Here is a 14,335-nt window from a genome sequence, read left to right as displayed (position 1 = left end):
ATATTCTAGTCCTTATTACTTCCTGTAAGGATTAACATCGTCTTTCATACTATTCGGTTCAAATAGAAAAGCAAAATATACTAGTCACAATCCCTTAAAAGAATCATTAAACCTCTTTGACTTACAGTTGTTCGCTGATATTCTAGCGAACAACTGTAAGCTCAAGGATTTTAATCATGAAATCGGCATCAAAACCACCACTTATCTGGATAAACATCGTCATTTTTAGCTTCAGCTTGGGCTTAGCGACGATTGCAGCCCCTTTGTATGGATGGCAATTTGGCTACGGCATGGAGCATTGGCTTTGGCTGATGATTTGTTTTTCCTTTTGCAACCTTTCCATTACCGCGGGCTATCACCGTTTATGGTCACATAAAGCCTATGAAGCACATTGGGCACTGAGATTATTGTTTGCATTAGGTGGGGCGTTTGCACTGCAAAACAGTGCGCTACATTGGTCTTCTGATCACCGAGTTCATCACAAGCATGTAGACAATAATGACAAAGATCCTTATTCAGCCAAACGTGGATTCTGGTTTTCACACATAGGTTGGATGCTGCGTCACTACAATAAAACCACGTACGATGACTACTCCAACTGCCGTGACCTGCAAAAAGATAAGATCGTCATGTGGCAGCATAAGTATTATGTGCCTTTGGCACTCGCAATGAACTTGGGCGTTCCTCTGATCCTTGGTTTTATTTATCACGATATACTGGGCATGTTACTGATCGTGGGTGCACTGCGTTTAGTGCTCAATCATCACACGACATTTTTCATCAATTCGCTGGCTCATATATGGGGTAGCCAGCCTTATACTGATAAAAATACAGCCCGCGATAACGGTATTTTGGCTTTCTTCACTTTTGGCGAGGGCTACCACAATTATCACCATATTTTTGAAAACGATTATCGTAATGGGATTTATTGGTGGCAATACGACCCAACAAAATGGCTGATCAAGCTGTGCTCGTGGCTTGGGTTGGCTGGTAAACTGCGCACTTCGCCTCCCCTTAAGGTAGAAAAAGCGAAAGCGTTAATGGCATTAAGCCATGCGCAAAAACAGATCGCCGCGTTACCCAATCAGCAACTCGTTATGGCCAGCATACAACGTGAATTTGACGCTTTAGTCATACAGTTGCAAGAGTATTATGAATTAAAGAAACAGCTGATCGAAAGTAAAAAAAACAATATGGTTCGTAGATATGAACACTCCCTATTGATGCTGCGCTATCGACAAGTGAAGCAACAATTAGCACTACAAAAATCCAATTGGCAGCTTATTGTGCGTCAGTACTCCTAAATTCATACTTTACAGATTTGATGAAGCCATGCCTTAAGTGGCTTCATTTTTCTTAGCTTAAATTATCCCCCCCTCTAACAGAACTTCTAGCCGCATATTTGCTAAATGAATAGTTAGAACGACTAAAACATATTCAAAGTTAAAGAATTTTCAACTAGGTTATCAATTGATAATTTTATTGTTTTAGATCATCTAAAGCTCAACTTGCTCTCGTGCTACAGCATTCTTTTCGGTAAATTCCTTGTCATAAATTGATACACGTTTTTGCAATATTGTTCATAATTTCAGGAGACTTAAATGCTAGAGCTTTTAATTGGCTTGGCGGTAACAGTAGCGGTGGGTTATTTCATTGTTAAAGGTTACAAGCCAGCCGGTGTGTTACTCACCGCAGGTATCGTTTTACTGCTATTAACTGGCGCACTTGGCTATTCAGTGCTGCCAGCCAAAGTACCCTCAACCGGTAACACGGTAACGGATGCACTCGAATTCGTGAAATACATGTTACGTTACAGTGGTGGCGGTTTAGGCATGCAAATTATGTTGCTGTGTGGTTTTGCTTCGTACATGACACACATCGGCGCCAACAATGTGGTTGTAAAACAGTTTTCTAAACCTCTTTCGGTTATTACATCCCCTTATATCTTGCTGGTTGCTGCTTACATTGTGGCATGTTTGATGTCTTTAGCGGTGAGCTCAGCAACGGGTCTTGGCGTACTGTTAATGGCCACTTTATTTCCGATGATGGTAGCGATGGGGATCTCTCGTCCGGCCGCAGTTGCGGTATGTGCATCTCCTGCTGCGATCATCCTTTCCCCGACATCCGGTGATGTGGTTATTGCGGCGGAAAAATCAGGCCTACCTTTACACGTTTTTGCCGTGGAAACGGTTCTTCCTGTTTCGATCTGTGCCATTATCGTCATGGCGATCGCGGCCTTCTTCTGGAACAAATATCTCGATAAGAAAGACAACACACCGATGGAAAAAATCGATGTTTCCGCCATCGAAGTGAAAGCACCGGCTTACTATGCGGCTCTTCCATTCTTACCTATTGTGGGTGTGTTCTTATTCAACGGAGAAACCATTCAAGGTTTGAGCCTTGATATTTACACCATTGTGGTCGGATCCATCTTCATCGGTGCATTGGTTGACTTCGTGACGAAGCGTTTTAAAGGTAAAGAGACGTTAGAAGATCTAGAATCATGCTACGCAGGCATGGCCGAAGCATTCAAAGGCGTGGTGATGTTGTTGGTTGCTGCGGGCGTGTTCGCACAAGGTTTGATGTCGATTGGGGCGATTGATAACCTGCTTCATCTTGCAGAAACCGCAGGCGCAGGCGGCATAGCCTTGATGCTGATTTTGACAGGTCTTACCGTAGCAGCCGCTATTGCGACGGGTTCAGGCAACGCTCCGTTCTACGCCTTTGTTGAGTTAGCGCCATCGTTGGCGGCTAAATTGGGCGTGAATCCAGCCTTTCTCATTATCCCGATGCTGCAAGCTTCAAACCTTGGGCGCACCATTTCTCCAGTATCAGGCGTCGTTGTAGCAACAGCTGGTATGGGCCATATCAGTCCATTTGAAGTGGTAAAACGCACTTCCGTTCCTGTCATCCTCGGTTTAATCACGGTCATTATTGGTACAGTAATCCTTGTACCGATGACAGCATAACGTTGACAAACAATCAGGGCGTTCAACAGGACGCCCTTTTTTCAAACCGCTATTTCCAAATAGGTGTTATTTACTCTCGCTATAGCGTTCCAAGTATAAAATCGTTGCTGCCGTGCGCGATGGGACGCGTAGCTTCTTCAGCAAACTCTTCATGTGCACCTTTACTGTCGACTCAGAAATGAACAGACGATCAGCAATTTGTTTATTCCGATACCCTTTCGCGACCTCTTTTAAAATCTGAGTTTCACGGTCGGTTAATGCCTCAAAAAGATCTTCATGCGTATGACGTTCGGCGAGGTACTGAGTAACAAACTCGCTGTACGCTTTTACACCCGTCGCGGCCTGTCTAAGCAGTTCCACCAGCTCATCTGGTTCTGTATCTTTAAGAAGGTAGCCATCAGCCCCCGCTTTCACCATAGCTTCAATATCGAGCGCACTGTCTGATACGGTTAAAATAACGATGGTAGCGGTTGATTCATCCGCACGAAGCGCTGTTAACGTATCGAGCCCTGACATGCCTTTCATATTCAAATCAAGCAGAATGAGATCCGGCTCGATGTCATGTGCCAAAGCGATGGCTTCACTGCCGTTACAAGCTTCAGCAACCACTTCAAAGTCATCTTCAAAACTCAATAGCTGGTTGATACCACGTCTCATTAAAGGATGGTCATCTACCAACATTACTCTACATCTCGTCAAAATTTGTATCCTTTGAACGTTTATATTTCAATATAACTTCACACCCAGCATTGGGTGCGGAGGTTACTGACACTGCGCCATGCAGCCGCGCCGCTCTTTCTTGCATAATGCTTAATCCATAGTGATTGAGCCTAGCACGCTGTTGATCAAAGCCAACCCCATCGTCTTTGACCGTCACCATCACCTGATCGTCTAATTCATCACAGTTGACTTGAATAACATTAGCTTGAGCGTGTTTGATAGCATTGATAGTCGCTTCTCGGATCAATTGCAGTAAATGCACTTGTTGATGCGCATCTAAATCAATCGATGACAAATTATTATTAAGCACTATCTCCGCCGTAGTTTGCTCGCCAAGTTCCTCTAGCATGCCCTTGAGCGCTTGACCAAAATTGCCTTCTTTAATCGTTAGCCTAAAGGTGGTTAATAGCTCTCTTAACTGGGTGTAAGCGCCCGACAAACCTTGATCAATATCTAAAATGATTTGCTCTTTTTTCTCTGCGGCGTGCGGGGTCTCTGCTCGGCCAATCACGCGTTTTAGTAATGATACTTGTATCTTCAGATACGAAAGCGATTGAGCCAACGAATCATGCAGTTCGCGAGCGATGGTGGCGCGTTCTTCCATCAAGATCAACTGTTCGGCTTGTTTCTGTGCTTGATTATAATAAATGGCACGCGACAATATTTGTACGAAGTTATCAATCAAGGCGCTATTTGGACAAGGCAAGCTGTATTGCAGATACAAGTAACCCAGTTGCATCCCATCTAAGCTCAGCAAAAGCGGAGAAAGGGAGAACCCATTGCTCTCACCTTCGGATAAGCGCGTACTTTTACCCGCGTCATCACCAATTTCTAACTGGGCAAATGTGACCCCTTCAATGGTGACCAAGTGTTGCAAAATCGCTTGGAAATTATCTTGGCTAATGCGCGATGCGGTTAGCTCTTGCGAGCAGTCATACAACACTTGCAGTGCTTGGTTGGCATTTTGCAACTTATGGGTTTTCTCATTCACCGCTTGCTCTAAACCGAGGTACAGCTTACCAAGGTCGGTGGCCATTTTATTAAACGTGCGGGTTAAGATCCCCATTTCATTATGGCTGGTAACATTGAGCGATACATCAAATGAACGGTTTTGGATCTGCTCACTGGCGGTCACTAGCGAACGCAATGGCCCCACCACTTCCTTACGAATAAAATGCACCACAAACAATGAGATACATAACACACCACCCAACCCCATGCCGCCAAACCAAGCCAGTTGGATCAGCTTTTGTTCTGAGAAGTGCTGCAACTTAAAGACAAAACGGTCGATTTGGCTGACAAATTTCGCTACCTCATCAAGATAGCGGTCTTTGTTCTCGCCATTTAACAAGCTTTTCAGTTCGTGCCAACGAATGATCAACTGATAATAATCTTTGGTGATGTCGTTTGGCACAGGCCAACGCTGCAATGCTTTCATTGATGGTGAATAAAGCGAACGTTCAAAAAGATAAATGTGAGATGAATAATCCACCGAGTTACTTTGAATATCATGTGCCAATCGATAGCTTTGCATACGCATTGAACCAGCCACGTTCACCGCTTCAGCATCATTGAGTGAGGAAGCGAGTGTAAAAATGGCGTACCCTGTGATGGCAACCGATAACAGTAAAATCGACACCATGGCTTTGGCAATGGTGCTGGTGACCGACTGTTTGGATCGTTTTCTCAAAACATCTCTCCGTGAACCTCTCCATGCCTATTGTATCTGATTGGGCGCCGCTGTCGTTAAAGCCATTCAATATGTGATCACTCGCGCTTGAATTTATTGATCTAAAACAACATGACTAGCCAATTACCTCCTTGGGGGTATTTATAGAAATAGGACAAAAACTACAATTTGTGTATGGATAAATGAAGATTTGTTAACAAATACAGGAATGCACTTTGGTTGATCTCTCGAAAAGGCGTTTTTTTTCTCGTAATCAGGTCGATGACACCATTGTCCGCTTGCCTTGGATTGCTCACCCCCTCTCCTTTTCAGATGAGTGCACTCGCTGCGGCCGCTGCCTAGACGCGTGCGAAACAAAGATCATCACCTTAGGTGATGGCGGCTTCCCAACCATAGATTTTCATATTGATGAGTGCACCTTTTGTTATCAGTGCGCGCAGAGCTGCCCAGAACCAATTTTCGCACCTCGCTCAACACAACCGTGGCTGGCTAAAGCAGAGCTCGAAGAAAGCTGCTTGGCTAAACGCAATGTGGAGTGCCGTAGCTGCGCTGAGTCATGTGAAGTCAGCGCTATAACGTTCAATTTAGTGATCGGAAAAGTGGCGCAACCGAATGTCGATATTGATGCCTGTAACGGATGTGGCGCGTGCGTTTCCATCTGTCCAACCTCAGCCATCCGTGTGAGCAATATTAATAATAATGAGAGATAAACATGTCACTCAATGAAGTACATATTTCAAGTTTGATCGTTCACGTCGTACCTGAACATTTAGCTGCGCTCAAAGCGACAATCGAATCGTTTGAGAACGCCGAAGTGTATGGCCAAAGCAACGAAGGGAAAATGATCGTCGTTTTGGAAACGGAAAATCAAGGCTTCGTTACTGACACCATCGATGCAATTAACAACTTACCACACGTTCTCAGCACCGCTTTGGTTTATCACCAAATAGAAAGTGGGCTGGATGACACGGATACCAACACTGGAACACAACATTCCCACATTGAGGATGACGTATGAAAATGACAAGACGCGCGTTTGTGAAAGCAAACGCAGCCGCATCCGCAGCCGCTGTCGCCGGTATTACTCTACCCGCCAGCGCAACGAACTTGATTGCCAGCTCAGACCAAACAAAAATCACTTGGGATAAAGCGCCTTGTCGTTTCTGCGGTACGGGCTGTTCAGTATTAATCGGTACCCAAAACGGCAAAGTGGTTGCCACACAAGGTGACCCTGAAGCGCCCGTTAACAAAGGGTTGAACTGTATTAAAGGCTACTTCCTTTCAAAAATCATGTATGGTAAAGATCGCTTAACACAGCCACTGCTGCGCATGAAAGATGGCCAATATCATAAAGATGGAGAATTCACGCCAGTGTCGTGGGATCAGGCTTTCGATGTGATGGCTGAAAAGTGGAAACAAGCTCTAAAAGCGAAAGGGCCAACCAGTGTTGGCATGTTCGGTTCGGGCCAATGGACTGTGATGGAAGGTTACGCCGCCGTTAAACTAATGAAAGCGGGTTTTCGCTCTAATAATATTGATCCGAACGCTCGCCACTGCATGGCTTCAGCCGTTGTTGGATTTATGCGCACCTTTGGTATTGATGAACCGATGGGCTGCTATGATGATTTTGAACACGCTGATGCCTTTGTGCTTTGGGGTTCAAACATGGCTGAAATGCACCCGGTTCTTTGGACTCGTATTACCGATCGTCGTTTAAGTCACCCACACGTTAAAGTAAATGTCCTTTCGACTTATTATCATCGTTCGTTTGAGCTGGCCGACCACGGTTACATTTTCCACCCACAAAGTGACCTTGCCATCGCCAACTTCATCGCCAACTACATCATTCAAAACAATGCAGTGAACTGGGATTTCGTCAACAAACACACTCATTTCAAACAAGCGACAACAGATATTGGTTACGGTCTGCGTGACGAGCACCCACTGCAAGTTAAAGCGAAAAATGCCAACTCTGGTGATATAACCGCTATTGATTTTGAAGCTTACAAAGCCTCGGTTGCGCCTTATACGGTTGAAAAAGCCGCGCAAATGTCAGGTGTTGCCGAAGATAAACTGATTGCGCTAGCAAAACAATACGCTGACCCTAACACCAAAGTGATGTCACTGTGGACTATGGGCATGAACCAACATACTCGCGGTGTTTGGATGCAAAGCTTGGTCTACAACCTGCACTTACTGACGGGCAAAATTGCCACACCTGGCAACAGTCCATTTTCATTAACAGGTCAACCATCCGCTTGTGGCACGGCACGTGAAGTCGGAACCTTTTCTCACCGCTTGCCAGCTGACATGGTGGTGGCAAACCCCAAACATCGTGCGATTGCTGAAAAGACATGGAAGCTTCCACAAGGCACCATTCCTGAAAAACCGGGCTTTCACGCCGTACAGCAAGACCGAATGCTCAAAGATGGCAAACTCAACGCTTACTGGGTGCAGTGTAATAACAACATGCAAGCAGGCCCGAATATTAACGAAGAACGTTTACCGGGTTATCGCAACCCAGAAAACTTTATCGTCGTGTCTGATCCGTATCCAACAGCCACAGCGCAAGCAGCCGACTTAGTGCTCCCTACCGCAATGTGGGTGGAAAAAGAAGGCGCTTACGGTAATGCTGAACGCCGCACTCAAGCTTGGTATCAGCAAGTTGGCACGGTAGGCGAAGCAAAATCAGACTCATGGCAAGTAATGGAGTTCTCTAAACGCTTCAAAATGGAAGAAGTGTGGCCTGAAGAATTACTCGCCAAAGCGCCACAATATCGCGGCAAAACCCTGTTTGATATGCTGTTCAGAAACGGACAGGTTGATCAATTCCCGCTTGAAGAAGCTCGTGAACTGAACGATGACGCACATCACTTCGGTTTCTATGTACAAAAAGGGTTATTTGAAGAGTACGCCAGTTTCGGACGCGGTCACGGCCACGACTTAGCGCCTTATGATACCTACCATAACGTTCGCGGCTTACGTTGGCCGGTTGTGGATGGTAAAGAAACGTTATGGCGCTTTAAAGAAGGCTCCGACCCTTATGCGAAAAAAGGATCTGATTGGGATTTCTACGGCAAACCGGATGGTAAAGCGTGGATCATCTCCGCTCCTTATGAAGCGCCGCCGGAATCACCTGATGCCGAATTTGATCTGTGGCTGTGTACGGGCCGCGTGTTAGAACACTGGCACACCGGCACTATGACGCGGCGCGTTCCTGAGCTTTATAAAGCCGTACCCGATGCGCTCTGTTACATCCACCCAGATGACGCCAAAGCGCGTGGGTTACGACGTGGCGATGAAGTATTGATTTCCAACAAACGCGGCGAAGTTCGTGTGCGTGTGGAAACGCGCGGCCGAAATCGTCCACCGCATGGTTTGGTCTTTGTCCCATTCTTTGATGCTCGCATTTTGATTAACAAGCTGATTTTAGATGCCACGGACCCACTGTCGAAGCAGACAGACTTCAAAAAATGTCCGGTAAAAATCACTAAAGTAGCGTAAGCCAGTTAATGAATGCATCGGCTGCCCTATGGGGGGCCGATCTCAGAATGAGCCATTAGGCGGAGAATTTAAGATGAAAAAACTACTGATCGCCCTTTTATCTTTTGGGGCTTTATTTGGCCAAACGGTACAGGCGGAACTGAATAACCCCGGCGGCAACGGTGGGCTGGAATCGCTGCGTGGCGCAACGCAACTTGAAGAGACTCGTCCTGCAGACGACTTTAAGAAGTACCCAAGAGATCAAGCGCTTGAAAGCGAATACGTCTATCAGCCACCTTTGATCCCGCATAACATTCGTGGCTACGAAGTGTCGCTAAACGCCAATAAGTGCCTTGCTTGTCACAGTTGGAAAAATGCCAAAGAGATGGGCGCAACCAAAATCAGCGTGACCCACTATGTTAACCGTGAAGATGCGGTGCTAGCTGACGTCTCACCGCGCCGTTACTTCTGTTTACAGTGCCATGTACCGCAAGCCATTGCGAAGCCTTTGGTGGAAAATGAGTTCAAATCCGTTGATTCACTTCGCTAATCGTAGCCAGATAATAACTTAAGAGGCTATTTATGAAATTATTAAAAGCGTTTTGGAAAAGGCTCACAAGCCCAAGTAAAGCGGCCGTTGGCATCGTATTGTTCATGGGGTTTGCAGGTGGTCTGCTATTTTGGGGCGCATTTAACACCGGTATGGAAGCAACAAACTCAGAAGAATTCTGCTCAGGCTGTCATGCACCGATTGTGGCAGAGATCCAAGAGACGATTCACTATTCTAACCGTTCCGGCGTACGTGCTATCTGCTCTGACTGCCATGTTCCCCATGAGTGGACAGACAAGATTATCCGCAAAGTGCAAGCATCCAAAGAGTTGTTTGCTCATGTGATATTAGGCACCATTAGCACACCCGAAAAGTTTCAAGCACGTCGAGCACATCTCGCGGAGCGTGAGTGGTCACGATTGAAAAATAATGACTCATTAGAGTGTCGTAACTGCCATGAGTTCGAATACATGGATTTTTCAGAGCAAGGTCCACGCAGTGCCAAACAGCATTCAACCGCCCTTGCTAGTGGTGAAAAAACCTGTGTCGATTGCCATAAAGGTATTGCACATAAACTGCCAGACATGCAAGGCGTTGAAGGCTGGCAATAGGAGAATTAACCCATGAGTACATTAGAATCGGTGATTTGGCATATTCTTGGTTACAGCGCGATGCCTGTTATTATCTTCGGCGGCTTTGCGGTGGTTGCCGCCGTTTCACTTTGGTTGCTGTCACTGAGTAAAGATAAAGAACTATAAATCACACTTCCTACCGTAATTTATAGTCAACTCCCAATAAAAATCCGCCTGTGCATAAGGCGGATTTTTTACTTCACTTTAAATGACATGCGCAGAAATACTAAGGCGCGGAATCCACCACTACAGGCAAGTAATGTTTAGGTTCAAGTTTCAACCACTCTGGTAACACAGTCCCGATTGAGATTGAAGACCAAGTTCCAGAAATAATACCGATGAACATTGCAATAGCAAACCCTTCAAGCGGCTCCCCGCCCATTAACCACAATGCGGAAACGGTGAGTAATGTCGTACCCGAAGTCACCATAGTGCGTGAGAAAGTCGCAATCACGGCTTGGTCGGTAATCTCTTTGGTTGGCGTGCTTTGCTTAGCCACAAGCAATTCACGAATGCGGTCGGCAATGATAATAGAGTCGTTCAATGAATAACCTAATACCGCCAGTACCGCCGCAAACACGGTTAGGTTGAACTCCATCTGTGTCAGAGCAAAGAAACCGAGCACTAAAATAACGTCATGCAGCAAGGCCAACAACGAGCCGCTCGCTAAACGCCATTCAAAGCGGAAACACAAGTAACCTAAGATACACAGTAAGCAGATCATCAACGCTAAACTACCTTGCTCCACCAGATCTTGCCCCACTTGCGAGCCGACCATACTGTTGCTCACCACCGTCACATGTTCAGAGACATCGCTGAGCAGAGCTGGGATATTAGGCGTTTCTTGATCGCTTTCAGGAAGCGCGTAGCGGATAACCCAACGTCCTTCTTCACCTGCTTTGGTGAGCATCGTTGAATCTCCTAATGTAGGTTTCAACGCTTGCAGCAATTCTTTGTTGGTAAGGGTTTTATCGACCGTAACTTCGGTGACCATCCCACCAGTAAAATCCAAACCCATATTAAGGCCTTTCACACCAAACGCCACTAACGAGATCAGCATCAATGTCACAGAGAGTACGCTCGTGATGTAACGAATTGGACGAATATGGTTTTTCAAATAATCAATCATGTTTATACCCTTACATCACGACGAGCATCTCGTCCCCAAATGAGATTGATAACCGCACGCGAAGCAAACACACCGCTGAACATACTGGTCATAATGCCGAGCCCTAAGGTCAGGGCAAAGCCTTGGATTGGACCATTACCGATCGAATACAGAATCACGGCGGTGATCATAGTGGTGACGTTGGCGTCAAGAATGGTGCTAAAGGCGCTGCTAAAACCTGTATCAATCGCTTGCGCAAAGCTGCGACCTTCCGCGATTTTGTCTTTGATGCGTTCAAAAATTAGCACGTTGGTATCGACGGCCATGCCAACCGTCAAAACTAGGCCAGCAATCCCCGGCAAGGTCAGCACAGCACCCGGCAATAAGGCAATCAGACCAATGAGACACACCATGTTAAACAGCAACGCCGCGTTCGCCACCCAACCTAAGCGGCGATACCAAAGCGCCATAAAAGTCAGCGTTAATGCCATACCTAAGGCTAATGCGGCAAAACCATTTTGAATATTTTCTGCGCCCAATGAAGCGCCGATGGTACGCTCCTCTACGATAGTCACAGGCGCGGTTAATGAACCAGCGCGCAACAATAAAGCCAGCTGCTGTGCTTCTTCCATCGAACCTGCACCAGTGATTCTAAATTGGCTACCCAGCTGCGATTGAATGGTCGCAACACTAATCACTTTTTCGCTACGCTCTGTTTCGCCACGAGCATTGGTGGTGTATTCACGGTACACGGTCGCCATCGGCTTACCGATATGCTTGGATGAAAAATCACTCATGATTTTGCCACCCGCGTGGTCAAGTGAGATGTTGACCTCAGACATTCCCACTTGGTCAATACCTGCGCGCGCATTAACAATGTGATCGCCGGTTAATACAGGGCGTTTAGTAAGTACAACATTGCGGCCATTTTCATCTTTTAGCACAATGTCTTGCGACGTAAACGCTTCGCTGGGTGATTTCGCCTCATAAAAAGCAAGGCTCGCCGTCGCACCAATCACGTTTTTCGCTTGTGATGGGTCTTGCACGCCCGGTAATTCGATACGAATGCTGTGTTCACCTTGGCGCTGAACCATAGCTTCAGTGATGCCTAGCTCTTCAATGCGATCACGCATAATCTTGAGGTTCTGTTGCAGCGTCGTTGATTGGAAATCGACTCGATTCTGTTTTGAAGGCTTGATCAGCAGTTGATCAGAAGAGCGTTGGATATCCCACCCTGAGTAAGTCTCTTTAAGAAATGCATTGATTTTATTGAGATCTTCCGCTGAATTGCTCATTACTTTGAAGCCATCAATACCTTCAGAGCTAACTTTCACGCTGCGAAGACGCTCGTCACGAAGCTTATCTTTCACGGTATCGATCATGCTGTCACGCTGCTCTTGGAACGCTTTATCCACGTCAACGTTCAGCAAAAATTGCACACCACCACGCAGATCCAACCCTAGTTTAATCGGGTTAAAACCTAAATTTGTCAACCATGTTGGTGCAACCGAAACGTAAGAGAACGTAATACTGTCTTCTTTTTCAATCATGCCATCGAGTAATTCTCTGGCGTGCGTTTGCTGGACTTCATCAGCAAAGACTAAGGTCGTTTTCCCACCTTGCTGCTGTATGTTTTGTACCGCAATATCGTTTTTTTCGAGTAGATGAGTTAATTCCACGACTGAATTAAGCGTCTCATTTTTAGCGGAGACTTGCAGTTGAATCGACGGCTGTTCGCCGTACCAGGTGGGTATAGCGCTCAAGGCAAGCACAACCAAAGTGGCGGCCAATACGATATACTTCCACGCAGAATAGTGATTAATAAGACGTGCTGACGCCTTTTTATTTTGTGTTTTTTTCATACCAATCCTCTCAGCAAAGCTGAGTTGTTATTACTTTAAATAAACAAGTTAAATGAACAAGCGAGTGACTTTGTCACTTGATATAAAGTAAGAAGGATCAGTACTGGCTATTTAACGCCACATACATGGCATTGGTTTCTTTCCAACCAGAAATTCTGTGGTTAGAACTATAGGGGCGAGCTTGCCATGCCGCCAACTCAGCGACAGGAAAAAGATAAAGCCTAAAGGGAGCGACGGTGACGTCGTAATTGGGCGTGTTATCGACAAAAGTGGGGCCATCGTATTCAACGACTCGGGAAGTTACTCCCCAACGAGACGCGGTAACGATTGCAGCAGAAGTGTCTGAGTGAAGCGATTTTGATACGGGTGGAGCCGTTTGTTTATCTTGTTGATCAGAGATAGGTTGTTGATGAACAATCGCCGTGAGCGAGGTTTTTTCACCATGTTGTTGGATAACTTTACGTTCAGCGTGGCTGTGCGTTTCACTTTCAATTAAATAGCCGAACGCTTGCGAAGGCAGAACCACCGCGAGAAGCGTAAACCAGACATATTTAATAAAGTGCCAATGCATGAAAAATCATTCCTCTCAACTCAAGCAGGCATCATATTCCTGACAACCATAAGCCTCAAGTAAAAAGATCTAAATGCTCTTATCACTTTAGCTAATGAGAAGCGTAAAATATTTCTTTGCTTTGTATATCAAAGTAAATTTTGTTCGCTAACTTCTGGCCGCCACAATACACAAAATAAACCTCACGTTCTTGATATTTGAGTGACTTTACCCAACCACCAAGCTCTTCAAAATCTTCTGGTACGCAGGTTTCATTTTTCAGCAACTCATCGGTTTTCTGCACAAAAGCCGTTTCATAGAGTTTAAAATCATCCGAATTCGCAATGTACTGCGTGACCGTTTTACGGCGCTCCTCTGCACTGATCACCGGAGGCTGCTCCACTAAACCATCCAGAGGTATCCACTCCGCAACTTCAGGCCCGTTTTCCTCATAGACAAAATAATCGGTAATGCGGCCAAAACCCGATTTACGTTCCAAGATTTTCACCTTATCACCACGGTATAGAACCCGCTCAACAAATGCTTGTGCATCGGGCTTTTCTCTTACTCCGAGCCTTGCTAAATCGACATATAAATCATTAACGAGCGGTTTTGGTGGCAAGGCCGTTTTAGGAGCCGTCTCAGTGGTTGGCACTTGTTCTTCATCGTTCGAACTCGACGAATCGGCCTGCAGTGCTTCTTGCTCGGGAAGATAATAAAGAAAGTAATAGCCAGCGCCTGCGCCCGCCAGCCCAAGCAGCAATAATAGAA

Annotated in this window: 14 protein-coding genes; 8 read left to right on the top strand and 6 right to left on the bottom strand. The window is 45.9% G+C overall.

Features of this window, described 5'->3' with window-relative positions; all coding sequences use genetic code 11:
* Window positions 1-176: 176 nt before the first annotated feature.
* Both B9J87_RS06600 and dcuC read left to right on the top strand, forming a co-directional pair.
* On the top strand, window positions 177-1,304 hold the full coding sequence (locus B9J87_RS06600; protein WP_088729444.1) for an acyl-CoA desaturase: 1,128 nt from the start codon (window positions 177-179) through the stop codon (window positions 1,302-1,304).
* 297 nt (window positions 1,305-1,601) lie between these two features.
* Window positions 1,602-2,969: an anaerobic C4-dicarboxylate transporter DcuC gene (dcuC, locus tag B9J87_RS06595; protein ID WP_017045375.1), complete on the top strand. Its 1,368-nt coding sequence runs from the start codon at window positions 1,602-1,604 to the stop codon at window positions 2,967-2,969.
* A 66-nt stretch (window positions 2,970-3,035) separates the two neighbouring features.
* On the opposite strand, the gene B9J87_RS06590 is transcribed toward dcuC, so the two are convergent.
* Together B9J87_RS06590 and narQ are read right to left on the bottom strand one after the other, a co-directional pair.
* Complete coding sequence (locus tag B9J87_RS06590) at window positions 3,036-3,668, bottom strand: response regulator (protein ID WP_013868534.1); 633 nt, start codon at window positions 3,666-3,668, stop codon at window positions 3,036-3,038.
* Window positions 3,655-5,379, bottom strand: coding sequence for a nitrate/nitrite two-component system sensor histidine kinase NarQ (gene narQ, locus B9J87_RS06585; protein WP_094149847.1), 1,725 nt, complete (start codon window positions 5,377-5,379; stop codon window positions 3,655-3,657). The genes B9J87_RS06590 and narQ overlap by 14 nt, the downstream gene beginning before the upstream one ends.
* 215 nt (window positions 5,380-5,594) lie before the next feature.
* On the opposite strand from narQ, the gene napF reads away from it, so the two are divergent.
* The 6 genes from napF (at window position 5,595) to B9J87_RS06555 (ending at window position 10,170) form a co-directional block, all read left to right on the top strand.
* The gene (gene napF, locus B9J87_RS06580) at window positions 5,595-6,089 is read left to right on the top strand and encodes a ferredoxin-type protein NapF (protein WP_013868532.1); all 495 of its coding nucleotides are present in this window, start codon (window positions 5,595-5,597) and stop codon (window positions 6,087-6,089) included.
* Between the two features lie 2 nt (window positions 6,090-6,091).
* Window positions 6,092-6,397, top strand: a complete 306-nt coding sequence (locus tag B9J87_RS06575) for a chaperone NapD (RefSeq protein WP_013868531.1) — start codon at window positions 6,092-6,094, stop codon at window positions 6,395-6,397.
* Window positions 6,394-8,883 (top strand): periplasmic nitrate reductase subunit alpha, encoded by a 2,490-nt coding sequence (gene napA / locus B9J87_RS06570; protein WP_094149845.1) that lies wholly within the window; start codon window positions 6,394-6,396, stop codon window positions 8,881-8,883. The genes B9J87_RS06575 and napA overlap by 4 nt, the downstream gene beginning before the upstream one ends.
* Window positions 8,884-8,956: 73 nt before the next feature.
* Complete coding sequence (locus B9J87_RS06565; RefSeq protein ID WP_013868529.1) at window positions 8,957-9,412, top strand: nitrate reductase cytochrome c-type subunit; 456 nt, start codon at window positions 8,957-8,959, stop codon at window positions 9,410-9,412.
* Window positions 9,413-9,444: 32 nt separating this feature from the next.
* Window positions 9,445-10,023: a NapC/NirT family cytochrome c gene (locus B9J87_RS06560; protein ID WP_017050038.1), complete on the top strand. Its 579-nt coding sequence runs from the start codon at window positions 9,445-9,447 to the stop codon at window positions 10,021-10,023.
* 12 nt (window positions 10,024-10,035) lie between these two features.
* A complete protein-coding gene (locus B9J87_RS06555) occupies window positions 10,036-10,170 on the top strand; it encodes a TIGR02808 family protein (RefSeq protein ID WP_013868527.1) in 135 nt (44 codons plus the stop codon).
* Window positions 10,171-10,270: 100 nt separating this feature from the next.
* Here B9J87_RS06555 and secF read toward each other — a convergent pair whose 3' ends face one another.
* From secF to B9J87_RS06535, 4 genes are all read right to left on the bottom strand, one after another.
* Window positions 10,271-11,173 (bottom strand): protein translocase subunit SecF, encoded by a 903-nt coding sequence (secF, locus tag B9J87_RS06550; RefSeq protein WP_094149843.1) that lies wholly within the window; start codon window positions 11,171-11,173, stop codon window positions 10,271-10,273.
* 2 nt (window positions 11,174-11,175) lie between these two features.
* Complete coding sequence (gene secD, locus B9J87_RS06545) at window positions 11,176-13,014, bottom strand: protein translocase subunit SecD (RefSeq protein ID WP_094149841.1); 1,839 nt, start codon at window positions 13,012-13,014, stop codon at window positions 11,176-11,178.
* 97 nt (window positions 13,015-13,111) lie between these two features.
* A complete protein-coding gene (locus tag B9J87_RS06540) occupies window positions 13,112-13,585 on the bottom strand; it encodes a hypothetical protein (RefSeq protein WP_088733210.1) in 474 nt (157 codons plus the stop codon).
* 91 nt (window positions 13,586-13,676) lie between these two features.
* A partial coding sequence (locus tag B9J87_RS06535) for an SH3 domain-containing protein (RefSeq protein ID WP_141201547.1) occupies window positions 13,677-14,335 on the bottom strand: 659 nt, incomplete at its 5' end.

The organism is Vibrio sp. V19_P1S1T109 (genome assembly GCF_002241375.1).
GTDB classification, from domain to species: Bacteria; Pseudomonadota; Gammaproteobacteria; order Enterobacterales; family Vibrionaceae; genus Vibrio; species Vibrio anguillarum.
Note: the sequence above shows the minus strand (reverse complement) of the source record. Positions and strands in the feature narration are given on the sequence as shown.